General features: G+C 57.6%; 23 protein-coding genes and 1 tRNA gene. 12 read left to right on the top strand and 12 right to left on the bottom strand.

The features are described 5' to 3' along the window. The first annotated feature begins 25 nt into the window (after positions 1 to 25). Positions 26 to 1315: a nucleotide sugar dehydrogenase gene (locus tag Q1A51_RS14640; protein WP_299600063.1), complete on the top strand. Its 1290-nt coding sequence runs from the start codon at positions 26 to 28 to the stop codon at positions 1313 to 1315. Here the strand turns inward: Q1A51_RS14640 and Q1A51_RS14635 are convergent. Both Q1A51_RS14635 and Q1A51_RS14630 read right to left on the bottom strand, forming a co-directional pair. After that, on the bottom strand, positions 1312 to 2364 hold the full coding sequence (locus Q1A51_RS14635; protein ID WP_299600062.1) for an NAD(P)/FAD-dependent oxidoreductase: 1053 nt from the start codon (positions 2362 to 2364) through the stop codon (positions 1312 to 1314). The two genes, Q1A51_RS14640 and Q1A51_RS14635, sit on opposite strands and share 4 nt — an antisense overlap. Next, complete coding sequence (locus Q1A51_RS14630) at positions 2361 to 3032, bottom strand: cupin domain-containing protein (RefSeq protein WP_299600061.1); 672 nt, start codon at positions 3030 to 3032, stop codon at positions 2361 to 2363. Before Q1A51_RS14630 ends, Q1A51_RS14635 begins: the two co-directional genes overlap by 4 nt. 128 nt (positions 3033 to 3160) lie before the next feature. Here Q1A51_RS14630 and Q1A51_RS14625 point away from each other — a divergent pair, with 128 nt between their 5' ends. Together Q1A51_RS14625 and Q1A51_RS14620 are read left to right on the top strand one after the other, a co-directional pair. Continuing rightward, positions 3161 to 3721, top strand: coding sequence for a TetR/AcrR family transcriptional regulator (locus Q1A51_RS14625; protein ID WP_299600060.1), 561 nt, complete (start codon positions 3161 to 3163; stop codon positions 3719 to 3721). A gap of 103 nt (positions 3722 to 3824) precedes the next feature. Next, positions 3825 to 5798, top strand: coding sequence for a thiamine pyrophosphate-binding protein (locus Q1A51_RS14620; RefSeq protein WP_299600059.1), 1974 nt, complete (start codon positions 3825 to 3827; stop codon positions 5796 to 5798). A gap of 240 nt (positions 5799 to 6038) precedes the next feature. Here Q1A51_RS14620 and Q1A51_RS14615 read toward each other — a convergent pair whose 3' ends face one another. The 5 genes from Q1A51_RS14615 to Q1A51_RS14595 are packed head-to-tail and all read right to left on the bottom strand — an operon-like array spanning position 6039 to position 10859. Next, positions 6039 to 6806, bottom strand: coding sequence for a 5-oxoprolinase subunit PxpA (locus tag Q1A51_RS14615; RefSeq protein ID WP_299600058.1), 768 nt, complete (start codon positions 6804 to 6806; stop codon positions 6039 to 6041). Between the two features lie 4 nt (positions 6807 to 6810). Beyond that, the gene (locus tag Q1A51_RS14610; RefSeq protein ID WP_366870007.1) at positions 6811 to 7833 is read right to left on the bottom strand and encodes an urea amidolyase; all 1023 of its coding nucleotides are present in this window, start codon (positions 7831 to 7833) and stop codon (positions 6811 to 6813) included. Then, positions 7833 to 8582 carry a carboxyltransferase domain-containing protein gene (locus tag Q1A51_RS14605; protein WP_299600056.1) on the bottom strand — a complete coding sequence of 250 codons (750 nt, stop codon included), beginning with the start codon at positions 8580 to 8582 and terminating at the stop codon, positions 7833 to 7835. The genes Q1A51_RS14610 and Q1A51_RS14605 overlap by 1 nt, the downstream gene beginning before the upstream one ends. A gap of 37 nt (positions 8583 to 8619) precedes the next feature. Further along, positions 8620 to 9828, bottom strand: coding sequence for a crosslink repair DNA glycosylase YcaQ family protein (locus Q1A51_RS14600; protein ID WP_299600055.1), 1209 nt, complete (start codon positions 9826 to 9828; stop codon positions 8620 to 8622). Further along, positions 9825 to 10859: a LacI family DNA-binding transcriptional regulator gene (locus tag Q1A51_RS14595; protein WP_299209563.1), complete on the bottom strand. Its 1035-nt coding sequence runs from the start codon at positions 10857 to 10859 to the stop codon at positions 9825 to 9827. The genes Q1A51_RS14600 and Q1A51_RS14595 overlap by 4 nt, the downstream gene beginning before the upstream one ends. A 126-nt stretch (positions 10860 to 10985) precedes the next feature. Between Q1A51_RS14595 and Q1A51_RS14590 the strand changes: the two genes are divergently transcribed. Next, positions 10986 to 11062 (top strand) — tRNA-Arg (locus tag Q1A51_RS14590). 594 nt (positions 11063 to 11656) lie between these two features. Here Q1A51_RS14590 and Q1A51_RS14585 read toward each other — a convergent pair. After that, the gene (locus tag Q1A51_RS14585) at positions 11657 to 11794 is read right to left on the bottom strand and encodes a hypothetical protein (protein WP_299600054.1); all 138 of its coding nucleotides are present in this window, start codon (positions 11792 to 11794) and stop codon (positions 11657 to 11659) included. Positions 11795 to 11992: 198 nt separating this feature from the next. After that, positions 11993 to 12997, bottom strand: a complete 1005-nt coding sequence (locus tag Q1A51_RS14580) for a DJ-1/PfpI family protein (RefSeq protein WP_299600053.1) — start codon at positions 12995 to 12997, stop codon at positions 11993 to 11995. Between the two features lie 62 nt (positions 12998 to 13059). Between Q1A51_RS14580 and Q1A51_RS14575 the strand changes: the two genes are divergently transcribed. Further along, positions 13060 to 13314 carry a DUF1272 domain-containing protein gene (locus Q1A51_RS14575; RefSeq protein WP_299600052.1) on the top strand — a complete coding sequence of 85 codons (255 nt, stop codon included), beginning with the start codon at positions 13060 to 13062 and terminating at the stop codon, positions 13312 to 13314. Positions 13315 to 13329: 15 nt separating this feature from the next. Next, complete coding sequence (locus Q1A51_RS14570; protein ID WP_299600051.1) at positions 13330 to 13812, top strand: protein tyrosine phosphatase family protein; 483 nt, start codon at positions 13330 to 13332, stop codon at positions 13810 to 13812. A gap of 72 nt (positions 13813 to 13884) precedes the next feature. Here the strand turns inward: Q1A51_RS14570 and Q1A51_RS14565 are convergent, their stop codons facing one another. Together Q1A51_RS14565 and Q1A51_RS14560 are read right to left on the bottom strand one after the other, a co-directional pair. Continuing rightward, positions 13885 to 14598, bottom strand: a complete 714-nt coding sequence (locus tag Q1A51_RS14565) for a response regulator (protein ID WP_299600050.1) — start codon at positions 14596 to 14598, stop codon at positions 13885 to 13887. Continuing rightward, entirely contained in the window at positions 14591 to 16834 is a 2244-nt protein-coding gene (locus Q1A51_RS14560) for an ATP-binding protein (RefSeq protein WP_299671396.1), read from the bottom strand. Before Q1A51_RS14560 ends, Q1A51_RS14565 begins: the two co-directional genes overlap by 8 nt. A 247-nt stretch (positions 16835 to 17081) precedes the next feature. Between Q1A51_RS14560 and Q1A51_RS14555 the strand changes: the two genes are divergently transcribed. The 4 genes from Q1A51_RS14555 (at position 17082) to Q1A51_RS14540 (ending at position 20360) form a co-directional block, all read left to right on the top strand. Further along, complete coding sequence (locus Q1A51_RS14555; protein ID WP_299600048.1) at positions 17082 to 17921, top strand: alpha/beta hydrolase; 840 nt, start codon at positions 17082 to 17084, stop codon at positions 17919 to 17921. A 66-nt stretch (positions 17922 to 17987) separates the two neighbouring features. Further along, complete coding sequence (locus Q1A51_RS14550) at positions 17988 to 18818, top strand: class I SAM-dependent methyltransferase (RefSeq protein WP_299600047.1); 831 nt, start codon at positions 17988 to 17990, stop codon at positions 18816 to 18818. A gap of 156 nt (positions 18819 to 18974) precedes the next feature. Further along, on the top strand, positions 18975 to 19334 hold the full coding sequence (locus tag Q1A51_RS14545; RefSeq protein ID WP_299207962.1) for a group 1 truncated hemoglobin: 360 nt from the start codon (positions 18975 to 18977) through the stop codon (positions 19332 to 19334). Between the two features lie 3 nt (positions 19335 to 19337). Beyond that, positions 19338 to 20360 (top strand): adenylate/guanylate cyclase domain-containing protein, encoded by a 1023-nt coding sequence (locus Q1A51_RS14540; RefSeq protein WP_299600046.1) that lies wholly within the window; start codon positions 19338 to 19340, stop codon positions 20358 to 20360. 500 nt (positions 20361 to 20860) lie between these two features. Here Q1A51_RS14540 and Q1A51_RS14535 read toward each other — a convergent pair whose 3' ends face one another. Continuing rightward, the gene (locus Q1A51_RS14535; protein ID WP_299207956.1) at positions 20861 to 21478 is read right to left on the bottom strand and encodes a response regulator transcription factor; all 618 of its coding nucleotides are present in this window, start codon (positions 21476 to 21478) and stop codon (positions 20861 to 20863) included. A gap of 155 nt (positions 21479 to 21633) precedes the next feature. Here Q1A51_RS14535 and Q1A51_RS14530 point away from each other — a divergent pair, with 155 nt between their 5' ends. Both Q1A51_RS14530 and Q1A51_RS14525 read left to right on the top strand, forming a co-directional pair. Further along, on the top strand, positions 21634 to 22128 hold the full coding sequence (locus Q1A51_RS14530; RefSeq protein WP_299600045.1) for a molybdopterin-dependent oxidoreductase: 495 nt from the start codon (positions 21634 to 21636) through the stop codon (positions 22126 to 22128). Between the two features lie 46 nt (positions 22129 to 22174). Further along, positions 22175 to 24712 (top strand): ATP-binding protein, encoded by a 2538-nt coding sequence (locus Q1A51_RS14525; RefSeq protein ID WP_299600044.1) that lies wholly within the window; start codon positions 22175 to 22177, stop codon positions 24710 to 24712. Positions 24713 to 24829: the final 117 nt, after the last annotated feature.

Here is a 24829-nt window from a genome sequence, read left to right as displayed (position 1 = left end):
GGATCGCAAGACAAAGGCGCAGACCATGACCCAAGCTCCCCTGCCAACCCTCGACCAGATGCGCGTGGCTGTAATTGGACTGGGCTATGTCGGCCTGCCGCTCGCCGTGGAACTGGGCAAACAACGCCCCACCATCGGGTTCGATCTGAACGTCGAGCGCGTCGCGGGCCTACAAGTAGGGACGGACAGCACCGGCGAGGTGGACGATCTGGGCGCAGCGACCCACCTGACCTACACCAACACCCTGTCCGACATCGCGGAGTGCAACGTCTATATCGTTGCCGTCCCGACCCCAATCGACAGCCACCGCCAACCCAACCTTGCCCCGCTGCTCGCGGCCTCCCGCACGGTTGGGGAGGTAATCAAACGTGGCGACATCGTCATTTTCGAAAGTACGGTCTATCCCGGCGCGACCGAGGAAGACTGCCTGCCGCTGGTCGAAGAAGTGTCCGGCCTGCGCCTCAACACCGACTTCTACGCGGGCTACAGCCCCGAGCGGATCAACCCGGGCGACAAGGATCGTCCGCTGCCCAAAATCACCAAAGTTACCTCCGGCTCAACCCCCGAAGCAGGGCAGGCGATTGACGCGCTCTATGGCTCCATCATCACGGCAGGTACCCACCTTGCCCCGTCCATCCGCGTGGCCGAAGCGGCCAAGGTCATCGAAAACACCCAGCGTGACGTAAACATCGCCCTGATCAATGAGCTTTCGATCATCTTTTCGCACCTTGGCATCGATACATCCGCCGTGCTGGACGCTGCTGCCACCAAGTGGAATTTCAACCGCTACACGCCCGGGCTGGTTGGGGGGCACTGTATCGGTGTTGATCCCTATTACCTGATCGACAAATCGATTTCGGCTGGCCACATCCCCGACATCATCCGCATGGCGCGCGAGATCAACGATGGCATGGCGCAACATGCGGTTTCCCTTTTGGTCAAGGCAATGATCAAGCGCGAAGCGCGCGTTCATGGGGGACGGGTTCTGATCCTTGGGATCACGTTCAAGCAAAACTGCGCAGACATCCGCAACACCAAGGTTGTCGACATGCTGGGTGAATTGGAAAGCTATGGGCTTGAAGCCGATATTTACGACCCTTGGGCTGATCTGGAAGAGGTGAGGCAGGAACACGGGCTCGACCTATTGGCACAGCTGCCAGAACAGGCGGGTTATGACGCGGTGATCCTCGCAGTGCCGCATGATGATCTGATAGGGCCGGGGCCTGCACCCTTGCGCGCGCTCTTGGCGGACAATGGCGTTCTCTTTGATATGAAGGCCGCATTCGACACAGCAGACAGTGACCTGCGCCTCTAGTTGACCAACGCGGTGCTGACCATCGCAGCCGCCCGCTCCCCCGTTTCAATTGCCCCTTCGATCAATCCGCCGTTCTGTTGCGACACCTCAGCCCCGGCAAAGATCAGGCGACCTGCGACCGGGTGCGACAAGCCGGGCGCGCCATAGGGCGGATGACCGTGCGGCGGCGTTTGGTCAAATGGGGTCGCAGTGAATGGCTCTGCGGCCCAATCCATCAGCTCGACCTTGCTCGGCTGCGCAGCCCGGGGCCCAAACAGGCGTGACACCTGTGCCAGCGATTGCTGAATTAAGGTCTCACGATCTTGCCGCGCATCAGATGTCACGCCCAAGAACCCGAAGAGACCAAAAACGTTGGCCTCGGGATCAGACTGATCTGCGATTTCGAACAACGGGCCTACATGGCTGACAGCACCCCCGGACAATCCGGCCTCGCGCCAGAATGGTTTGTCGTAAAGGGCAACCAGCTTGGCATGTGCCGCCATCCATGTCGGCCATTGGGTTAGCGCCTGTGAAACATCCGGAGCCCACGCCGGGGTCACGTCCCACGAGGCGACGATGGGTCCGGGCACTGCACAGATCACCATATCGGCGTCCCATGTCGCGCTCTCCGTCTCGACCTGCGGGCGACGCGTCAGATCAATGGCGCGCACGACCTGCCCGAAGCGTATGGTCCCGTCAGGCAGCGACGCCGCCAACTTTTCAGCAAGCCGTTGCACTCCACCACGAATGCGCGCAGCATCGCTGTAGCGCCGGGGAAACGCCCCGCGCTGCGTTTGCGCCGCTGTTTCATAGATGAAATCGCCATCTTCGAATTGGGCCAGCGTCGATAAGCCTAATTCCTTCAGCAGAGCCACGATCCGTGGCTGATAGGCGGGCCATATCCAAGCCGGGCCAAGATCAATGCCACCGTCCGCAACTGGAAGGCTCAAGGCCCGCCCGCCAACGCGGTCTCGCGCCTCCAGAACGGTCACGTCATGCCCCGCCTGATGCAGCCGCAGCGCGGCCGTCAAACCGGCCAGCCCCGCGCCAATGATTAGGGCGCTCGTCACCCGTCGACCATCTGGCGCAAATGGCCCGCCTTGACCCAAAGCCGCGCGCCTTCCGATCCAGCCTTCAACGTGACCTTGCTGCCGGGTGGGAAGCGCAGCCAGTCACGCGCACCCATGGTGGCGTCACCGTCACTCAAGCTTCCGTCTAGCACCAATACCTCGGCCCCGTCCTTGGCATCTAACGCATGAGATGCACCCGCTGCCCAAACCTCGAAGGCCACACGCTCATTGGTATCTTCGAACAAGGTCGCGGTGGACACACCATCCCGCGCTGGATCCACAGTGGTTTCCGCCGTGTTCATATCAATGCGCACATGGTGCCGGTCCTCGGGATCGAACTGCCACAGCTTGACAAAGATGGTGGCGCCGGGTGCTGAACTGGGGGTATGGCGCGATGTCGGCGGGTTACGCACATAGGTCCCGACCGGAAAATCGCCTGCTTCGTCCTGAAACACACCTTCAAGCACGATGTATTCCTCGCCTCCATCATGGGTATGCGGGGCAAAGGCGCTACCGGGGGCAAAGCGCACAATGGTTGTTGCACGCGCCACCTCATCCCCAATGCGATCCAGCATTTTCCGCTCGACCCCCGCTGAAGGTGAAGCTCGCCAAGGATTGTCTGCGTCCAGGACGCGCACGGGCTGCGTGAAGTCAGCATTCAGTTCCATACTCGGTCTCCATTGCGGTTACCTTCCATTAGGTAGGCAAACATTTCAGTTCTGCAAGGTTGATAGCCTCATTGCTTTCTTGGATCAAAGAAATATATTAATAACCGTGCTGACCAAAAGGTAGGCAAATGGATACACGCAACGCGTTATTGGACCAAGCGGAAGAGTTTGCGCGGCGGCGCGGGTTTGACGGTTTCAGCTTCGCAGACCTCGCCAACAGCGCGGGAATCCGAAAGGCATCAGTGCACTACCACTTCCCGGCCAAAGCCGATCTGTCCTTCGCACTAATGGAACGTTACCGGGCCGTGTTCATGGACAAGCTCCACGCCATCTCGGCAGCAGAACCCATGGCCAGCGCACGCCTGTTGCAGTTCCTGAATCTGTATCGGCAGGCATCAGATGGCGGGCGCAGCCTGTGCTTGTGCGTTGCGCTATCCGTGACACAAACGGCCCTTCCAAAGGCAAGCCTCGCCGAACTTGCCGCGTTCCACCGCGATGTCACAGCATGGCTAGACACGGTTTTCCGCCTCGGGCAGGCCGATGGCACCCTACGACATGTGTCTGACCCGCGCGCCGAAGCTCACGCTGCCATGGCGCAGGTCGAAGGGGCGCAGATCGTTGCGCGGGCCGCACAGGACGCCAGCCGGTTCGAAGCGACCATTGGCACATTGGTCGCCCGCAGCCTCTGAAGGTGACGCTGAAAAATGTGATGTGATCCCAAAACGTTTCTGTGTCAGCCTGACCAAGCATACGGCAATGGATCGACCTGATCGCGCCGGTTGGAGGGATAGCATGACTGAAACGCTTGATTGGATCCGGGTTGGGCAGACAACCGACTTGCCCGAAGGGCGGGTGAAGACGGTCACCGCACGCACCGTCTCTATTTGCCTTTCCCATTTCGATGGGCAGTGGGCAGCGATGGACAATCACTGTCCGCATCAGCGCGGACCGCTGGGCGAAGGATCGATTGAGCGCGGAGAGGGCGGTAAATGCTGGATCCGTTGCCCATGGCACGGTTGGGACTTTGATCCGCTTACCGGTGCCCCTCCTGGCGGACACGAGGATACGGGCCAGAAACTGTACCCGCTCAAGATCGAGGGGGATGAGATATTTGTGGGTCTCGAACCAGAACCGCCGCATGTGCGCACGGTCAGCGATCAGATGGCGGAAAGCATGGTCAATTGGGGCCTGAAACACGTCTTTGGCATGGTGGGTCATTCAAACCTTGGGCTGGCGGATGCGATCCGAATGCGGGTCGAAGCGGGTGAGATGAAATATGTGGGCATCCGCCACGAAGGGTCCGCCGCGTTCGCCGCATCCGCCTATGGCAAGCTGACGGGTCATCCGGCGGGGTGCCTGACCATCGCTGGGCCCGGCGCCACGAACTTGCTGACAGGTCTGTGGGACGCCAAGGTCGACCGCGCGCCCGTGCTCGCACTGACGGGTCAGGTGCAGACCCAGGTCTTTGGCCCCGGCGCGTTTCAGGACATCGACCTGGCATCGGCCTTTGATGCGGTTAGCAGGTTCAGCCAGACAGTGCTGAGCACCTCAAAACACGCCGAACTGGTGTCGTTGGCGATGAAGAATGCGCTGGTCGAACGCGACGTGGCCCACCTGATCTTCCCCGATGACATGCAGACCAACCCATCCGACGCGCCCGCATCCAAGCCCGACGGGCGCATGGGTCGCGCCGTCGTCAAGCCATCGGATGCAGATGTCGCCGATGCGCTGAACCTGCTGAACGCGGCCAAGCGCCCGATCTTTGTGATCGGCCATGGGGCATGGGACCATATGGAGGCGATCACCAAGCTGGCCGAAACCCTTGGTGCTCCGGTGCTGACGACGTTCAAAGGCAAGGGCCTGCTGTCCGACAGTCACCCTAATGCTGCGGGCGTTCTCGGTCGGTCCGGCACGCCAATTGCGTCGTGGTTTATGAACGAAGCGGACCTGATCCTGACCCTCGGAACCTCCTTCTCCAACCACACGGGGATCGAACCTTCGAAACCCATCATCCAGGTTGATTTCGAACGCATGCAGCTTGGCAAGTTCCACCCGGTCGATCTGCCCATCTGGTCCGAGATTGGTGAATTCTGTGCGGCCGTTGCTCCGCATCTGGTACGTCCTGCTGACGCGGCTGATCAGGTGACTGAACTCGCTGAACGCTGGGATATTTGGCGCAAGGAGAAACGTAACCGTATGGAGGAGGAAACAGCCAAGGGCATCCATGCCTTCGCCATATTCGACGCATTGTCGCGCGTGGCGCCAGCTGATGCGATCATCGCCGTGGATGTGGGCAACAACACTTACTCCTTTGGGCGCTACTTCGAAACCAAGGGGCAGCGCGTGCTGATGTCCGGCTACCTTGGCTCCATCGGCTTCGGCTTTCCCGCAGCCATGGGCGCGTGGGCGGCCACGCAGGACTTTGACTGGCTCAAGGGCCGCAAGATCATCTCGATTTCGGGCGACGGTGGGTTCGGCCAATACGCAATGGAACTGACCACAGCGGTCAAATACGGAATGGATATCACCCACGTGCTGCTGCACAACGGCGAGCTGGGCAAGATCACCAAGGAACAGAAATCCGGTGAATGGCCGGTATGGGAAACATCCCTGCACAATCCGTCTTTCGCGGCTTTCGCCAAGATCTGTGGGGCGCATGGGGAAAAGGTCGTGTCGTCTGATGCCATCGAAGCGGCCTTGCAAAAGGCGCTGGATGTCGACGGCCCGGCCTTGGTCGAGATTATGACGGATTCCGAGCTGGTTTGACGTGCGGGGCGCACCACCGGTGCGCCTTACGGGCGCGCAGTGCCGTTAACGATCTATTTGCGAATTGAACCGTTCGATGCGTTAACCAGCCCGGGTCCGCAGTTTCTGCGCTGCGGCGGTGTACGGGGGGTGCACAGGGGGTGTACACATGGTGCACCGCGCATGCCCCTTGTTTTCATGGTGTTAACCCGTGTCTGCCGCTTTGCGGCGATCAAACGGTGCATAGGTGTTGCGCGTACGTTATCCCGTCCGCCCGTCAAAGGCCTTCACGGTGATCCCTTCCGCCTCCAGCGTCCGGCGGACTGACGCTGCGATTTCGACCGCTTCGGGTGTGTCCCCATGGCAGCAAATGGTGTCGATGGGCGTCTCGATCCGCTTGCCGCTGTCGGTGATGATGGCCTGCGCCTTCACCATCTCGACCATCCTTTTGCCTGCGATTTCAGCATCATGGATGATGGCGCCAGGCTTGCGGCGGTCCACCAGTGTGGCGTCGTCATTATAGGCGCGGTCGGCAAAGATCTCGCAGGCGAATGTCGCCCCAATTGACCGTGCCGCGCGCTCTTGGGCTGTAGCGGCCAGCACCATGATGATGGCGCCTGGATGTGCGGACAGCGCGGCCTCATAACAGGCGCGGGCCATGTCCTCATCCTCGGATGTCATGTTGCCCAACGCACCGTGCAGCTTGATGTGACGCACTTGCGCCCCCAGCGCGTTTGCCATTCCCAGCGTCGCACCCACCTGACATCGGATGGAATTCTGAAGCGATTTCAGAGGCATATCAATGCGTCGCCGTCCGAACCCCTGAATGTCAGCAAAGCCGGGATGCGACCCGATGCCGACACCCTGTTCAAGCGCAATGCTCATGGTCGTCGCCATCACATCCGGGTCACCCGCATGCGCCCCGCAGGCAATATTGGCCGATGTGACAGTGTTCAAAAGAGCCGCGTCATCGCCCATTTTCCAGGGGCCAAAGCTTTCGCCCATATCAGCGTTCAGGTCGACTTCCATATCCTTATCCTCTGTCCAATGGAGCATCGGTGGCGGACACGACGCCGCCGATCAACTGGTAGCTCAACAAGTCTTGTAACGTCGCCGGGTCCCGCACCAAGGGTGTCACGGCCTTGGGCAACGAAGCCCATGTTGCGCGCGCGCACGCCTCGATTGCAGCGCCATCTTCGAGGCTCACAAACTGGAACTGCAAGGCAGCGCCCGCAGGGGCTTGCGCCACCCGGGGCAGATCGCAAGGCATGACCGTCCCGATACGCGGATAGCCCCCGGTCGTCTGACTTTCCGCCATCAAGACAAACGGGGTGCCGTCACCCGTGATCTGGATGTCACCCGGCACGATGACCTCGCTCACGATGCTCAGTGCCTTGGGTGTGGCGAACCCGTTGCCGTCACTGTCCATGCGAATACCTTGGCGATTGGCGCGCGGGTCACGGCGAAACGTGGTCGCTTCGAATTTCTCTCGTGTTTCTTTTGCAAAATCAGACGTTTGCATGCTGGGAACGATACGTATCGCACCGCCGTCAAAACGGGTGTCCCGGGGCATTGTAAGGCCAAAGTCTCCGCCGCGATCCAACCCGATCGGCAACACATCACCCGCGGTGACTAGTTCGCCCAAGCCGCACGACTGGTGCGTCGCGCGTGATCCAAGCATCTGTTCAGTTTCAAAACCACCGCCGACATGCAGGTATCCATAGGTCCCCGTGCGTGTCGGACCGATGGTCAGAACGCTTGATTTCGCAAGTGCATGGCTGGCGTTCCAGGCAACCGCAGCCCCGTCAACATGTGCCGTCATCTCTGCCCCGGCCAGAGCAATGCGCATGTCCTCGGTCGCCTCGAACGTGCCACCGGTCCCAACCATTTCCAAAACGGCAAGTTCAGGGCTTTGACGCAACAGCGCGGCCCCCTCATGCACGGCCAACCTGTCTGTGGCACCTCCGCGTGTCAGCCCCTTGGACAGAAATCCGGTGCGGCCAAGGTCCTGTACCGCAACACCCGGACCGACTTGGTGGACATGCAGAGCAATCATCACGCCAACTCCGTGCGGATCGCCCCGCCTGACCCGTCTGTCACGGTGTCTTCGATGCGGGACAGCTCGGTGGCTGAGATGTCTGTGAATTGGACTTCGTCCCCCGGCGCCAATGGAAATGGCGTGTCCCCGCGGGGACGGAAACAGGCAAACGCCGATTGCCCAACATGTCGCCACCCCGTAGGTGTGTCCTTGGCAAACAGGCATATCTGGCGGACGGCCGCCACCAGCGCCCCGGCAGGGACATTCAACGTCAATTCCTTTTGCCGCGGAATGTTCCAGGCGTCGTCCAGCGTACCGAGATAGGGCTGGCCCGGGGCAAACCCGAGCGTCAGGACACGCAGCCGGGTCGTGGTCAGGTCGCGCAGTGCATCCCGGGTGCTAAGGCCGGCTGCTTCGGCCGCTTCGTCAAATTGCGGCGCCCGCGCGCCGCCGAACACCGCCGGAACGGTCCACAAGGCGCGTCCTTCAGGCAAGGATGCAGCGAACCAATCCCGTGTGGCCAGAATGCTCTGCAACCGATCCGAGATTGCTTCGAACCGATGCTCAGCCAGGTCGATCCGAAAAAAGGCCGACACCAGCGTGCTGCTGCTTTCGGACACTTCTGGCCAGCCCTGTGCATCCACTGCGCCGCGAAAGGCGATGGCGGCGCGGTTGGCCTCGTCCGTGGCCGTGTCGCCGAAGGTCACAAGCACTCCGTCAAGTCCGACAGAACGGACTTTGGGGCTGTATGCGCTCAGGGTTGTCATGGCGTGCAAGGTAGAGGCTTCATCCTTGGGCGCAACGCTAAAGCGCCGTGCGGAGCCAGCCGTCGTCAAAGGCAATCTGACTGACACCCGCCAGCTTGATGACGCGGTCCAGCTCCGCCTCGAACGCGGCTTGTCGGCCCTTGCCCCAACGCACTTTACGTTCCGGCCACAGCGCACGCACGCGCAGGACATCGTCGGCACGATGCGCCTTCATATCGACCCGCCCCACAATGCGATCACCTTCCATCAGCGGAAAGACGTAATAGCCATAGGTCCGCTTGGGCTCAGGCACGAAGATCTCGATCCGGTAAGCGAAACCGAACAGGCGCTCAGCCCGTTTTCGGTCGCGCAAGGCAGGATCAAACGGGCTGAGGACACGCAGCCGCGATGTCGGAACCTGCTCCAAGGATGGGTCGTCAGGCAGTGTGGGCCACGCATATGCTGGACGGGTTGACCCATCCACGCCGGTCACATGCACTTCTATGATCCGCCCCGAGGCAAGCGCCGATATGCACCAGTCCTTCGCCTCTGCCGGGCTGATGTGATCCCAGAATGCGGCCAACTCACCATGCGTAGCAAAACCCAGCCGGTCCAACGCCTCGCGGCAACACCAGTCGACGGTTTCTTCGGTATCCGGGGCATTACCGATGGTGCGGGTATCCAGCACCCGTTCAGTCAGGTCATAGTACTTCTGAAATCCTTCGCGCTTGACGACTTGCAAGGCCCCGCTGCGCCAGAGGTATTCAAGGGCTGTCTTGGACGGATGCCAATCCCACCAACCACCGGATCCACGTTTTTCGCCATCTCCCACATCGCCCGAGCAGCAAGGGCCGTGCTCTCGAATCTGGTCCAGAACAGGCTGAAATTTGGCCTCGAAGCCATCACGCCGCCATTCGCTCCACCGTTCGCGCAGGCGGGCGGCGTCTCGTCCGCGCCGCAGGTGCCAGTAGGGATAGAACGACGCGGGGATGACCGCAGCATCATGTGTCCAATGTTCGAACAGACTACGATCACGTTCGTACAGGTTTTTGAGGTTCTTCGGCCGGTATCTCGGCTTACGAGTGAACAGGATCAGATCATGCGCACGCGCAACTGTGTTGATGCTGTCGAGCTGAACAAATCCAAGCCGCGTGATCAGATCAAGCAGGGCATCCCCATGCGCCGGCCCGCCTGGCGTGTCAGAAAGGGCATGACGATCCAGAAAGACACGCCTTGACTGAGTGTTGGTCAGCGTGAACGGCGTCACGTCCGCAATGCGCGGCGCAATGTATCGCCATAAGAGATGGTTGGCGTCAGCGTGATGTGCTTGGGTGCCGGATCGGCCCCTTCGGCATTCCGATCACGAATGATCTCGGCTGCAGCGCGCCCAATCTCAAGGCGGCAGGCGTCCGTGGTTGCCAATTGGCGTGGAAGCCCTTGCAACAACTCAACGCCATTGAAGCCCGCCAGACCAATCTGTCCGGGCACATCGATCCCTTCGTCCAACAGGTAAAGCAGCCCGCCCGCCCCAATCATGTCATTGGAGTAGTACAGGAAATCGAGGTCCGGGTTCGCGTCCAGCATGGCTTTGGTCATCTCGCGCCCCTTAGCCAGCGCAGACCCGCCTTCGTAGAAATCGCGTGCTTCAATCTCAATCCCAGCTTTGGCGAGGCCCTCCGTGAGTCCTTCGAACCGTTTGCGCGCACGGTGGTCGCGCGGCATGGACGTACCCATGAAACCGATGCGAGAATAGCCCTGTTTCAAGATGGCTTTGGCGATGTCCAACCCGGCCTGCCGGTGCGAAATGCCGACCATGTTATCGACTGGGTTGCCATCGGTATCCATGATCTCGACCACTGGGATACCAGCGTTGCGCAGCATGGCCTGCGCCGAATCCGAATGCTCCAATCCCGCAATGATCACGCCCGAAGGACGCCAGGACAGCATCTCGTACAGCACGCGCTCTTCCTTGTCGCGCATGTAGTCGGTGACGCCGAATACGGGCTGCAACGGGGTGTCTTCCAGGACCTGGTTGATACCGGTCAAAACTTCGGGAAACACCATGTTGCTGAGCGAGGGGATAATGACCGCTACGAGGTTGACGTGTTGAGAGGCCAGCGATCCAGCGATCTGATTTGGGACATAGCCAAGTGTCTTTGCCGCCGCGAGCACTTTTTTCCGTGTCGTTTCAGACACATCGCCCCTGTTGCGCAACACACGGCTGACAGTCATTTCGGACACGCCAGACGCAGCGGATACATCGCGCAGCGTCAGCGGGCGGGCAGGGCGATCAGTCAAGGACGGTCCTTTCTATGCTTCCCTTGAGTTACCTTTAAAACTGAACAAGATTCAAGCATTTGGACAACCCGGAGCCTATTGAAACGGGTGACAAGGCGCGTTTGAAACAGTAGTTGGGTCACGCAAGGCCCCGTGGCTCAACTGGATAGAGCAGCCCCCTCCTAAGGGGCAGGTTGCAGGTTCGAATCCTGCCGGGGTCGCCAAAAATACCGATAAATAGATATTGTTGCGTCGAAGAACGCCTTATCTCCTGGAGGAATTTGCAGCATCTGTACGGGAACACGTGAAAAACAATGGTATAAATCCGGCACAGTTCGCGGCTCAATATGGGAGGTGCTATCGACGAGATACAAAGAAGAATCCCGGCTCCGCGGCAACCGAAACCAGGATCAAATCTAACGCAAAAGCTCCCAGCTTTCTGGCAGAAGCCACCTTAAAGGGCTACGTGAAATCAACTGGCAATCCGGGCGGTAAGCTGATGTGAGGGTGTGCGGCATAAGTGTTCGGCTTGCACACGAAGACCTCCCTTCCGACATCCGCCCTATCAACTGAAGCAGCTTCTGCGACGATCGAACGTCTGGTTCGGCCTTTCTAAATGGTCCGTCGAGTGCTTGGCATTCGTGATTGGGAGCTTTCAGCCATCGGACTTTTAACGGGGCGAGATCTGCGCTCTTTGACATTCACTGGAGCTGCTTGCACAGGTTTTTGGATTGTCGAAGAGAACGATTGGACGGATTGACGTCGAATTGGTTAGCGCAGGTCTGATCAAGCACATTTATCCCGGCTGTAAAACCCGCTCAGATGATCGAGCCAGTGTCGTTATCCGAAGCGCAGGCGGCACTAATCTGGCACCGCTCATTGCGCAAGCGGCGCGCATTCATTTGCTGGTCGATCGTCAGCTTGAGAACGGTGAAGAACACAAACGGCTTCCTCATAACCTCCGTCTTGTTCCTGTTGCACTTGGCCAAATGCGGTGGAGTTCGCGCCACAAGCGCCGTCTTGGTCGTGGGGGGGTTGGCGCAACGAAGTCTCGGGCCAATCAGAAGATCGGCCATAGTTCTCGACGCTGCGGCTCGGCTTCGCCAGAGCGATCACCCCAATGTCCAGAGCCATCAGCAAACTTGGTACCAAGGCTACGCAGACCGGAAGTTCTGGCGATATTCCGACGGTGTTACTCTCAACACTCGCAGGAAGGCACATCGCATACGGTCTTCTTCCTTGAACCCACTCAGCGTGGCGATCTGCTTCAAACTCTTGGAGGATGTCTCCAGCAAATCCTGCGCTCTTTCTATCCGCATCGCCTCAACCGCCTTCGCTGGCGTCTTACCCATTACTTTGGAATAAACACGAGCAAAGTTACGGGCGCTCATTCCAGCCTTTGATGCCAGTGAGCCAACGGACAACTCCGCGCCTAGATTTTCCGACATCCACGCGTGCAATGCCTCGAAACGTCCGAGGCCATCACTGACCTGTCGGCCAAGTGCTGGGCTGTATTGCGATTGGCCACCTGAACGAACCATTTGAGCCACCATTGAGCGGGCCATGCTCAAAGCAGAATCGCGCCCCAAGTCCTCGGACACGATCGCCAGCGACATATCGATGCCTGCCGTGATCCCGGCCGATGTCCAAACTCGACCATCCTTAACGAAGATAGGGTCAAGCTCGACCTGCACTTTGGGAAACTCGTCTGCGAGCATCCTACAGTCTTCCCAATGCGTGACGGCGCGCCGCCCGTCCAGCAGCCCAGTCGCCGCAAGGACCAATGCGCCGGAACAAACGGAACAGACACGCTGCGCTCTTTCGGCAAGTGCCTTGATCGCTGCGCCCAGTTTCGGATCGCGCATACCGGGAATGGCTCCATCACCACCCACGACAACCAGCGTGTGTACTGAGCGGTTCAAGAGACATGAGATGGGCTCGCTTGGAATGGAGACAACCGTGTTCGTCTCGATGAGACCGCCGTCGACAGATACAACCACGCACTCGTAGCCATTGCGTTGAGTCAGAGAATCTGGGGCATGAGAGAAGACTTGAAGTGGGCCGACCAGATCCAACAGAACGACATCCGGGTACACGACAAAGACGACCAACCTCGGGTCGTTCGTTGGTGAATTCAATTTGGCAGTTTTTGCGGTCATGTTGGCATTTCTGCCAAAGACAGAGCGGATAGTCTACGGTCACACGATCTGGAGACGTTGATATGTTGATCCTAAAACCAAATTGCGAATGCTGCGACAAGGACCTACCGGCGGATTCGAAGGACGCACGCATATGCTCTTTCGAATGTACGTTTTGTGCGGAGTGCGCCGAGAAAAGATTTGCCAACCTCTGCCCGAACTGCGGCGGAAACTTCGTACCACGCCCGGTGCGCCCTATCGACAAACTGGCAAGGTTTCCTGCGTCTACAAAGCGTTTCACCAAAGCCCACGCTGTTTGTGCAGACCTGCAAGCCTGACAGGAGGAGGCCACAATGACTGACCTAACACACATCCTAAACTGGAGGCGCATCGATATGCGCATCACGACGTCAGGCCAACCTGATGAGGCGCAAATGGTCGACCTCAAATCCCTTGGTGTGACCCACATCATAAACCTGGGCATTCATCACAATGGCAAAGGTGCGCTGACCGATGAACGTGGCACGGTGGCGGAACTGGGCATGGCATACATATACATCCCGGTCGATTTCGAGAATCCAACGGATGCGGATTACCAGGCCTTCAAAGAGGCACTCGCCGCTCATCCAAACGCTAATATTCATGTCCATTGCATCTACAATGCGCGGGTGAGTGCATTTTTCTATCGCTATGCAATCGATGGCTTTGGGTTAACTGTGCCCAAGGCGATGGAAAACATGGAAAGCATCTGGCGGCCGGGAGCAGATTGGGCCGACTTCATCAGGAGCACGGAAGCCGTTGGTCAACCCAATCGCTATGCCGGTGAGGACTATTGAGGCCGTGATCGCAAAACTGATGCATGTCAGAGAGTGCCTCAGTTCGCGGCACCTGCCGTTGATTGTGGGAGCTCAGTCCGGGTCGTAGAGGTATCCAATGCCGCGCACGGTCCTGATGATCTCGGGTTTTTCCGGATTGGCTTCGAGTTTTCTGCGCAGTCGCGAGATACGGATATCAATGCTGCGGTCAAAGGGATCCCAGGACCGATCATGCGCTTGCTCCAAGAGCTGATCCCGATTCAAAACACGTCCTTTGTTCTCAGCGAAAACCTTGAGCAGGCTGTACTCCATCGCGGTCAACTGGACTTCCGTCCCGTCTGGTGCGAGCAGCTTGGCGGCGTCCTTGTCGAGGACATATTCGCCGAACACTGCGCGGTGGATGTCGGTTTTTGTGGCTGCTGCACCGCCACTGATGGCTTCGCGGCGCAGGATCGCCTTGATCCGGGCCTCCAGTTCGCGCAGATCCACGGGTTTGCCAAGGTAATCATCCGCTCCCATCTCAAGGCCAATGATACGATCAATGACGTCACCAGCTGCGGTGAGCATGATGACGGGTGTCGTGTCGTTCGGTCGCAAAGACCTTAGAATGGAAAGGCCATCTTCGCGGGGCATGTTGATATCCATGATAATGACATCCACCGGACTGACGGAAAGAACGTCCCGCAATTCGTCACCGCCCGCGGCACCAGACACCTTGTAGCCACGTTTTCCTAGGTATTCCTGGAGCATTTCCCGCAAGTCGATCTCATCGTCGCACACCAGGATATGCGCTCCCTGACTATCCATCCGTCGGTCCTTTGTGATCGGTCAGCAGCCTGTGAACGAGTTCTCTGAGTTCTGCTGGTGACACGGGTTTTTCCAGGTGCGGAAGACCGGAATCTCGAAGCAAACCAAGCGAGCTTTGTCCCATCGTGTCACCCGTGATGTATGCGGTCCGGCTCAACATCTCGGGAAAATGCGTTTGCAACGCCGCGTATATCTGGCGGCCATCGACGCCGGGCATGTTCAAGTCGCTTAGGAAAACATCATATTCAGTTGCACGGAGACGTTCGAGCGCTTCTTCGCCCGACGAAACAAAGTCAACCGCGAAGCCTTCTTTCCTCAGAATTTCAGCATTCAACTCGCCAACCTCAACCTCATCATCCACGATCAAGGCTCTCATGTCCGCCGGCGCACTGATCTGGTTGGCGGGTTCATCCGTTTGCACATCATCACTTTTGGCTGCGGGGAGCATGATGCGAAAACATGTACCGGACGTGCGCGTCTGGTCCAATTCGATCTGCCCGCCATGCGACAGGATGATCCGATGACAGAACGCCAGACCGATACCTGTTCCTTCGCCGACCTCTTTGGTTGTGAAAAACGGCTCGAAAATACGCGCTCGTATAGCCTCGGGAATGCCGGGGCCGTTGTCGTGAACGATCACTTCGACCATACCTGTGTCCGACTTGAACAAGGCCGACACGTCAATGTGGTCGCCGCTTCCCGAGGAAGCCCATGCCTGTTCAGCATTGATGAACAGATTGATGATGACCTGCGTAATCTGATCAGCATCGGCGGCAATGGGAGGCACACCGTCGGGGATGTTGCGTGTAATGCGGATGCCACCTGACACGCTGCCATAGCCGACAACATCCGCGGCGGTTTCAATCACGCTCGCAACATCAACCGATTCAATCTTGCTTGGCTGCTGGCGCGCCATCGCGAGGAATGTCTTGACGATCTTCGCGCATCGCTCAGCGGCGGTTCCGATCTTGTCGATCCTCGTCATTAGGCCGGGGTCCGTGATCTCTTCTTTGAGCATCAGCGAATGGCCGACAACAACGGACAAGGGATTGTTCAACTCATGTGCGACACCGGCAAGCAATTCGCCGAGCGCGGACATCTTTTCATTCTGAAAGAGCAATTCCCGCTGTCTCGACAGCTCTTCTGAAAGCGCCAACTCATCTGTCAGATCGCGTGTATTCGAAACAATGACCTCTTCGCCGTTGAACTCAATGAGACGTGAGGAATCCGCACCCCAAAACTTACGACCATGCGCGTCAACAAACTCCATGCGCCGGTCCTTGAGCATGCCAGCCTGTCGCAGGTCCTTGAGGTAGCTTTCACGTTCGGTCGGGTCTGCGTAGTAGGATTGCGAGTTGTCGGCGGGCCCGAACAGCGCTTTGAGCTCAGGCGTCGAAAACAAAACCTCCCCGGTTTCTGCATGCGTCATGTTGATGGCAGCAGGATAAGCCTCCATCACCTGCCGGATCAGCGCGTCAGCCTCTTTTTGGACTGTGAGATCAATAATGCTCGTGACAATAACTTCCTCGCCCTTGAAATCTATCAGTTGCGAAGAAATGGACGCGGGAAAGATGTGTCCATCAGCATTCCGCAGATCCAGTTTAAAATTATCCACGCGCCCGTCTGCCAAAAGCTCGGTGACAAAGTCTGCGCGTTCTTCGGGGCGGGCATAGTGTTCGCGCGCAGATTTACTAGGGCCAAAAAGATGAAGTGCAGCAGGGCTGCGATAGAGGATTTGCCCGTCACCAATGCGCGCCATGGTCACCACAGCAGCACTGGCATCCAGCACCTTCCTGATCAAAAGGTCTCCGTCGCGCTGCTCGACTTCGGCTTGTTTTTTGGCAGTGATATCTTCACGGGTGACAACAAAGCCGCCGGAACGCGTGGGATGAACGGACACCAAATAGGTCCGCCCATCCGTTTCTCTGAGTTCGAAGTCTTGAATGAATTCGATGCCACCGACCAACCTGTCGGACAGCCATTGCTGTTCGTTTCCCACTGCATCGGCGTAGATACCGCGGCGCGCGGTCTCGCGCATCAAAATTTCCCAGTCCAGACCGGGTTTGAGAAGATGCGCGACGGCCTTATTCATTTCAGCGTAGCGTTGATTGAACATGACGAGACGTCGGTTTTCATCGTATAGGGCAAACCCTTCCTTGAGAGAGTCGACGGCGTCGCGCAGAAGGTGCTGCGCATTTTCGATATCATCTAGGTCGTTTGCCATTCCGGTCGTCATCCCTGTTGTCTAAGACAGCAGTGTTTCAATGCCATTTCAGATTTCGCGTCTTGTGTTTCAATTGTTTCACAAGCTGCTGCGCCAAGCCAGACGCGCGCCGAAAACCCCATGTTTAATGGGCCGGTAGCCGTCTGGCGCGCAAACTCCGCTATGCAACAAATGAAACACGGCACCACCCATTCAGACATCGCACTGAAACATACGACCACCAGATGCTGTCCATCGACAACGCATTTGGATCAGAACAATGACATTTTCATATCAGCCAATTGATCAAGGCAATGCCGCCGTGGTCGCCTTGCATTCCTCAGCTTCAAGCAGCAGCCAATGGCGCCGGCTCGCAGATGACCTGAAAGATCGGTTCAACGTGCATGCGTTTGACCTTCCCGGTTACGGTCGCGCGCCCTTGGTCGGAGATTTCTCTCAGAAGGGCGGCGCATTTTCTGCCACTCCAGTCATCTCGGCCATCGAAGAAATCGGAGGGCCGGTGCACTTGGTTGGCCACTCAAATGGGGGCGGCATTGCAATCAAGGTCGCCTTGATGCGCCCGGATCTCGTGAAGAGCCTGACGCTTTATGAACCGGCGGCGTTCCATTTTTTGAAAGGCAGCAACGTTGTGGAGCAACGCCTGTTTGCGCAGATCCAGAGCATCTCAGCACAGGTGAATATCGCCGCGTTGGAAGACGACGTGCCAGCGGGAATGCAGCACTTCCTGGACTTCTGGAATGGCGATGGCTTCTGGGCGGGTCTGCCCGATGTTGCCCAGCAACGGTTCGCTGGAATGATCTGTTCGATCATGACGGATTTTGCTCATGGGTTCGCAGAAACCTGGACGCTTTCCGATTTGTCCAACCTGTCGATACCGGCCCTGGTCATGACAGGTTTGGATTCGCCTGACGTCACACAGCACGTGTCTGTTGCCATTGCAAAGGCATTGCCGAAGGCGCGTATCGCACTGCTGCCGGAACTTGGACACATGGCGCCCATCTTCCAGCCAGAATGGGTCAATTCAAGAATTCTCGAACATGTCGCGAGCGTTGAACGGCCCGCTGCGCCGTGCAGGTGGCCAAGCCAAGTGGCTGCATGACGCAAACCCAACGACCGAATGAAACTGCTGGTGGATGGCCAGCTCAACACCCAAAGGAGACGAACGATGGGCACTCAAGTGATGATCGATACCGCAACGGACTACACCGCGATCAAGGCCAAGCAAAATGTGGCTTGGGGATCGGGAGATTACAGCAAGGTTGGCGTAACCCTGCAAATCACCGGTGAGGAGCTTGCCGAAACAATGGACATGGATGCGGACGCGACCGTTCTGGACGTGGCTGCCGGCAATGGCAATGCAACGCTGGCCTTTGCACGCCGTTTTTGCAACGTCACTTCGACGGATTATGTGCCCGAGCTTCTGGATGCGAGCGGCGCGCGTGCAAAAGCGGAGGGCCTGTTTGTCAACTACAAGGTCGCCGATGCAGAGAATTTGCCGTTCGAGGATCAGTCCTTTGATGCAGTCGCATCCACCTTCGGGGTGATGTTCGCACCAAACCAACAGCAATCCGCCGCAGAGCTTCAGCGGGTGGTCAAGATGGGTGGAAAGATCGGGATGGCCAACTGGACGCCTGACAGCTTCATCGGACAGCTGTTCAAGACGATCGGACATCATGTGCCGCCGCCTGCCGGCGTCAAATCACCCGCGTTGTGGGGCAGTCGGGATTGGCTTGCCCAAACCTTTGGCACCTCGTGCGAGGTATCTTCGTTCCAGTGCAAGAACTTCTTGTTCCGCTACCGCTCTGCCGCGCATTTCATCGACTACTTTCGAATGTTCTATGGCCCGATGCAAAAGGCGTTTGAAGCGCTGGATTCAGAAGGCCAGACAGCCCTACGGGCGGACATCGTGGCACTTATCGACAAATTCGACATCTCGACCGGCGACGCGCTGTGCGTCTCTTCAGAATATGCCGAGGTGGTTCTGGAACGTCATTAAGTCATTGATAAAGCGGCCAAAGCCCCCCGAGTGGTTCTGTCGGGGGGCTTCCACCCAGGATCGGCTTGGACCTTGGTTAACTTGCCAAACGAGAATTAGTCATCTTTGTTTGAGGATGAGTATTTTCGACATTTCTTTGCGCGAAAGGATTTTACGATGGCTGAACGCACGCTGTACGAGTCGTACGGAGGGTTTTCACAGGTCAGCAAAATCGTGCTTTCCTTCTATGACAGCCTTCTGGACAACGACGAAATTGGCCCGTTTTTCGACGACGTCGATATGTCTCGGATCGTGGATCACCAGACCAAGTTTATCGCGTCCCTGCTGGGTGGCCCTGCGGCCTATACAGACAAACAACTGCAACAATTACACGCGCATCTGGACATCACCGATGCCCATTTCGACGAGCTTGAAACGCTGCTGCGTGAAACACTGCTCGGGCACGGAATGGCAAGTGACGATGTCGAAACCGTCGTGGCGGAATTCGGCAAACGCCGCCCTTTGATTGTTAGGTGATCCATGACCATTGAAGCGATAAACGAACAACTGCTTCGCGCAATTGGGGTAGGTGTTGCACTTTTGGATCGCAAAACCCTCCAATTCGGATTCTGCAACGATACGTTTGACGAATGGTTTGGTGGCGAAAATCAACCCACCCAGTTGCAACAGCTTTTCCCGGAACTTGATGTCCAAGCGATGTCCGAAAACCTGATTGGGACCGGGCGCCACACATCGGAAATCCGGTTCAAGAAAAAACGCCGGACGCTGGTCATCGCCTTGGATTTTACCGTGGCCGAGGGCGATATGCTTGTTCTCGTGTGCCAGAACATCACGCGCATCAAGGAACTGGAGTCGATGATTGATTCCTATTCGATGATGGTTGAGCGCAATACGCGAGAAATCAAACGGGAGAAGGAGCAGGTGGAAAAGCTATTGCTCAACATCATGCCCCGCTCTGTCTACGAGGAATACAAGACCTTCGGTGTCGTAACGCCTCAGATGTACGACCCCGTTTCTGTTCTGATGCTCGACTTTGTCGGGTTTACGGACATGGTCGCGTCACAAGACCCGAGTGTGACCGTCACGGAATTGAACGACATCTACAGTGCATTTGATCGCATTGGTGAGCAGTTCGGCTGTGAGCGCATCAAGACAATCGGTGATGCCTACATTACTGTCGCGGGTTTGCCTGATCCTACCCCCGATCACTCAAAGGCAATTGCCAACACGGCCATCCGGTTTGTGCGGTACCTGATGCGGCGCAACTTGAGCCATCCACACCAGTGGCGGTGCCGCATCGGCATTTCCACGGGTTCTGTGGTTGGCTCGGTCGTGGGCATTCAAAAGTACGTCTATGACATCTTTGGCCCTGCGGTGAACCTTGCCTCGCGTCTGCAGGAGTTTTCAGAGCCCATGCAGATTACAGTGCAAGACGCAGTGGCGCATACGATCAAGGATCAGTTCGACATTGAGAACGTGGGCGCCAGATCCATCCGTGGATTTGGAGAGCAAGATATCTGGCGGCTTTCCGACAACGACTGAAAGCTTTGCGAGACAGCAGTTAGAGTTTTCACATAGCGTGGTGGCGATGCATCGACATTCTGTGGACCCGCCCGCTTTGCAAAATCTGAACTGGCGCACCCACAATATACTATGTCTTGGGTTTGGCCGGATTCTGGGCGTCATGTTTGCATTTTTGGTGCGCAGCCAAACCGGACATGGTGGATCGTGCACGTTTCCATGCTCAAGACCGCCTTTGTCCTGATGTCGTACACGATCACCGATTATCGCTTCACTGGGACAGCATCCCAGATTTTGCGACGCTTGAGGCTTACAATGTGAACCGTGTAACGCCCGTAGATGAATTGTCTGCGGTTTTACTGAACAAGTCCGCCTCTGCAGTAGATGAAATACTGTCCGACAGCGTTGCGTGTGCAGCCCCGCCAACATCGGATTGATCCGGTTGCGCATCCCTGCTGGGCGAGTGCGCCAAGCTGTCGAGTGCGCTTTTTGCTTGGTTTTCTAATCCTCTGCGGGATGTTTCAAAACAGCTGATGCTCTTTTGCCAGCAGGGCAGCTTGCGTTCGGTTCGACACGCCGAGTTTCGCCAGCACGTTCTTGACGTGCAGTTTGACCGTAACTTCCTGCACGCCGAGATTGCGTGCGATCTCTTTGTTTGACAGCCCAATGCAGAGTTGTTCCAGTGTCTCCATTTCGCGATCCGACAGTGTGGCAAAGGCGCCTGATGGCTTTGCGCGCGTATCACCCGTGCCGAAATCGAACGGAAAATATCGTTCACCCGACAGAATGAACTTGATCGCATTGACCAAGGACACAGCCGTCAGCGACTTCGGGATGAACCCATGTGCCCCGTTTGCCATCGCGCTATTGGCCACGTCACGATTGGCGACCCCGGACATCAACGCGACCTTGGTTGCAGGGAATTGTCCCCGTGCCTTGTCCAGACCGGCAAGGCCATTCATGCCCGGCATGTTGTAATCTAGTATGAGCAAATCAACCGCATCCAAGCCGCGCATCTTGGTCAGCGCATCATCCAGGCTGGCTGCCGTTTGCACGTGAAAGTCATCAACGGTTTCAAGATACGCGGCGATGGTGTCGCGTACGAGGTCGTGATCGTCAGCAATCAGAATGTTGGGCATGTCTGCAACTCTTTTACTCCTTGCAACTTTTCACCCGAAATCCTGACCAAACCATGACGAAACTATACTTTGGTATAGGTGCCTATGCCAATGCCCTGATGACCTGATCGTCCCGGGTATTTAGGGGTAGGGCACTGGATCATCGAGGAATGAAAATGGTTAAGCGTCACCACTTACGGGCCATCACCTTTTTTTTCGTACTGCTTTTGGGGTGGCACACGTCGGCCATGGCGCAATCCGTTACCGGGTTGCAGATCACCGCGGATGCCACGCAGTCTGATCCGGTCACACTCGAGCTTGCCGATCTTGACGCCTTGCCACAGCAGTCTTTCACGACGTCCACGATCTGGACCGATGGGGCGGTCACCTTTTCGGGTGTGCCGTTGGCTGCTGTGCTGGAGTCCGTTGGCGCACAAGGCACTGCGGTCGAGATGGTTGCCCTGAACGACTACAAGGTGACCATGCCGCTGGCCCAGCTTGAGGACACCGTACCCATCATCGCCACTCGTATGGATGGTAACGTGATGTCAGTGCGGGATAAGGGGCCCTATTGGATCGTGTTTCCATACGACCAGGACCCCAAGTACCAGACCGAGACGATCTATTCGCTCAGTATCTGGCAACTGAACCGTCTCAAGGTCGTGGATTGACAGCACCCAAGCGCATAGGCTGGGATCGACTGAAACGAGGCCACTTATGACGCAAAAGCTGAACCTTTACCGGCTTTCGGTTCTAGCAGGCATTTGCCTGCTCTTTCTTTTGTTGGCTGTGATGGTGACAAGCCTGGTGTCACAGGTCCAGGCCCTGTCCCGCGCCGCGGGGGACAACACGCAGTGGAGCATCTCGCAGATAGACACGGAGTTTGCGAACCTTGATGCTATGCTGACGGATCAGGTCGTTGCAGGAACCTATCCCGAGGATGAGGTGCGATTGCGGATCGACATTGCGTTGAGCCGTCTGAACATCATCAACTCGGGCCGGTCGGCCGAGATCTTTGGCGAAAGCCAGCAGGCCGGCGCGTTGATCGCACCGATCAATACCTTTGCAGAACAGGCGATTGCCGTGCTGGATGCGCCGGGGGCACTGGATGATGCGGCTTTAGCCCAATTGCAACGTGACGTGCGGGATGTGAGACCCGCTGTCCGGGATATCGCGTTGTTGGGTATCCGGTTGGGGGCGGAACGGTCCGAGGCACGGCGCGCCCAGTTTGCGAGCCAGCTGATCAGGACTGGCGGTGTCGCCATTGTGCTTCTCATCCTGATGGCCGCCCTGATGGTCGTATTGGACAGGCTGTTGCTGCGTGCGGCCAGGCGCGATGCAGCGCTTTCAGCGTCCTCAAAACAACTGTCGTCGACGGTCGCTGCCTCTCTTGATGCCATCGTCACTGCGGATGTGGAGGGGCGGATCATCGGATTTAATCGCTCTGCCGAACGTGTGTTCGGCTGGCAGCGGGACGAGATAATCGGCCTGACAATGGAAGACACCTTCATTCCACACCGTATGCGGGATGCGCATCATAACGGCATGCGACGTTATCTGAAAACCGGCCAGCCGCGGGTCGTCGATGCCGGGCGGGTGGAACTGGCCGCCTTGCGGAAGTCGGGCGAGGAGTTTCCCGTCGAGTTGAACATCACGACTGCGCAGGACGGAGATAACGTTACGTTCATCGCCTATATTCGCGACATCAGCGAACGAAAGATCAACGAGCAAAAGCTGATTGATGCCCGGGATCGCGCCGAACGCACCGACAAGGCGAAGTCGCAGTTCCTGACAGTAATGAGCCACGAGATGCGCACACCCTTGAACGGTATTCTGGGCGTGCTCGACTTGCTGAAGACAACTGCTCTGAACGATCAACAAACACGCTATGCCAACATCGCAACCTCATCAAGCGAGGTACTGCTGGAGCATGTCAATGAAGCGCTGGACATCACCCGGATTGAAACGGGCAATCTGCAACTGAACCTGCAGGAATTCCGGCTTACCGCTCTGATGCAGGGCGTCATCGACATGTTCGAACCACTGGCGCGGGAAAAGGGGCTGTCGATTATGCTCGACATCGCGCCTGCGATGCGTGGGCCGTACAATGCCGATGCAGGGCGCATCCGGCAAATCCTGACCAATCTGATTGGCAACGCGATCAAGTTCACGGAACAGGGAGGCATCACGGTCGACGTCACCGGAATCCACGGGCCTGATACGTCTTCCCTACGCTTTGCGGTCACCGACACAGGCATTGGTATTGCGCCCGATCAACACGAACAGGTGTTCGAGGACTTCTTTGCCCATGCCGCTGCCGAGGGACGTCAGGCGCGCGGTGATGGTCTGGGCCTGTCTATTTCACGCCGCATTGCCCGCGCCATGGAGGGCGATGTGTCGGTCAAGAGCGTCGCGGGCGAAGGCTCAACCTTTGTTCTTTCTCTGCCCTTGAAACGCAGCGAAGCGGTGTCGGAGAAGGCACCCGCGACGGGCGAGGATGATCGGCCCAGTCACAAGGTCTGTTCGGTTCTGATTGTGGAAGACAATTCGATCAATCGCAGTGTGCTAAGCGACATGCTGCATTCGATGGGGCATTCCGTGCAGGAGGCCGTGAACGGCGCTGACGCGATCGAACGCGCCAACGCGATCGCGTTCGATATCATCTTTATGGATATCAGCATGCCTGTCATGAACGGTATCGAAGCGACCCGGCATTTGCGGTCTGACGGTGGCAGGAACGCAAACACTTTGATTGTCGGCCTGACGGCCCACGGGCGCGAAGAGTACCGCGAGCAGGCCGTTGATGCAGGCATGGACCGGTTCCATACCAAACCTATTCGGCTGGACGCCCTTCATAGTGTGTTGTCTGAAGTGTCGGCAGGCCCGACCTCCAGACTGGACGGTGTGCAGTACCCCGAAGCGCTGACGGAAATGATTGACCTGTTAGGCCCCGACAAAGTGCGATCCACTGCGGACGCCTTTTTCCGTGAAATGACGAACTTGTTCGACCTCTTGCGCGCGCAGGTCACAATGCCGGATCAGGCCACGCTGGCTGAGGCAGTGCACAGGGCAAAGGGCGCGGCGTCGCTGTTGGGCCAGTTGGATCTGGAAGCGATCCTGTTCGACATGGAAACTCAAGCGCGTGCCGAAGCCTTGCAGGACTACGATTCTTGGGTGTGTCGTCTAGAGGCGGAAAAAGAAACGTCTCAAACCCGGGTGAACGCGGTGTTGCAGCACGCATCTCAGACACCATAAGCACAGGTGCACTATCCTTTGGGATAGTTGTCCTGCTCCAATTCCCCGAGGCCTATACCCCCTCACCCCAGCGCATGGCGCGTCAGGGGCGTAAATCTTTGTCCATCTTACAACGGG

The organism is uncultured Tateyamaria sp. (genome assembly GCF_947496075.1).
Lineage (GTDB): Bacteria > Pseudomonadota > Alphaproteobacteria > Rhodobacterales > Rhodobacteraceae > Tateyamaria.
This window is presented reverse-complemented; position numbering and strand designations above follow the sequence as displayed.

Coding starts and splice junctions, on each gene's coding strand:
- Q1A51_RS14640 (WP_299600063.1), top strand. CDS start 26: ATGACCCAAGCTCCCCTGCCAACCCTCGACCAGATGCGCGTGGCTGTA.
- Q1A51_RS14630 (WP_299600061.1), bottom strand. CDS start 3,032: ATGGAACTGAATGCTGACTTCACGCAGCCCGTGCGCGTCCTGGACGCA.
- Q1A51_RS14625 (WP_299600060.1), top strand. CDS start 3,161: ATGGATACACGCAACGCGTTATTGGACCAAGCGGAAGAGTTTGCGCGG.
- Q1A51_RS14620 (WP_299600059.1), top strand. CDS start 3,825: ATGACTGAAACGCTTGATTGGATCCGGGTTGGGCAGACAACCGACTTG.
- Q1A51_RS14615 (WP_299600058.1), bottom strand. CDS start 6,806: ATGGAAGTCGACCTGAACGCTGATATGGGCGAAAGCTTTGGCCCCTGG.
- Q1A51_RS14610 (WP_366870007.1), bottom strand. CDS start 7,833: ATGATTGCTCTGCATGTCCACCAAGTCGGTCCGGGTGTTGCGGTACAG.
- Q1A51_RS14605 (WP_299600056.1), bottom strand. CDS start 8,582: ATGACAACCCTGAGCGCATACAGCCCCAAAGTCCGTTCTGTCGGACTT.
- Q1A51_RS14585 (WP_299600054.1), bottom strand. CDS start 11,794: ATGAGGAAGCCGTTTGTGTTCTTCACCGTTCTCAAGCTGACGATCGAC.
- Q1A51_RS14580 (WP_299600053.1), bottom strand. CDS start 12,997: ATGACCGCAAAAACTGCCAAATTGAATTCACCAACGAACGACCCGAGG.
- Q1A51_RS14575 (WP_299600052.1), top strand. CDS start 13,060: ATGTTGATCCTAAAACCAAATTGCGAATGCTGCGACAAGGACCTACCG.
- Q1A51_RS14570 (WP_299600051.1), top strand. CDS start 13,330: ATGACTGACCTAACACACATCCTAAACTGGAGGCGCATCGATATGCGC.
- Q1A51_RS14565 (WP_299600050.1), bottom strand. CDS start 14,598: ATGGATAGTCAGGGAGCGCATATCCTGGTGTGCGACGATGAGATCGAC.
- Q1A51_RS14560 (WP_299671396.1), bottom strand. CDS start 16,834: ATGACGACCGGAATGGCAAACGACCTAGATGATATCGAAAATGCGCAG.
- Q1A51_RS14555 (WP_299600048.1), top strand. CDS start 17,082: ATGACATTTTCATATCAGCCAATTGATCAAGGCAATGCCGCCGTGGTC.
- Q1A51_RS14550 (WP_299600047.1), top strand. CDS start 17,988: ATGGGCACTCAAGTGATGATCGATACCGCAACGGACTACACCGCGATC.
- Q1A51_RS14545 (WP_299207962.1), top strand. CDS start 18,975: ATGGCTGAACGCACGCTGTACGAGTCGTACGGAGGGTTTTCACAGGTC.
- Q1A51_RS14540 (WP_299600046.1), top strand. CDS start 19,338: ATGACCATTGAAGCGATAAACGAACAACTGCTTCGCGCAATTGGGGTA.
- Q1A51_RS14535 (WP_299207956.1), bottom strand. CDS start 21,478: ATGCCCAACATTCTGATTGCTGACGATCACGACCTCGTACGCGACACC.
- Q1A51_RS14530 (WP_299600045.1), top strand. CDS start 21,634: ATGGTTAAGCGTCACCACTTACGGGCCATCACCTTTTTTTTCGTACTG.
- Q1A51_RS14525 (WP_299600044.1), top strand. CDS start 22,175: ATGACGCAAAAGCTGAACCTTTACCGGCTTTCGGTTCTAGCAGGCATT.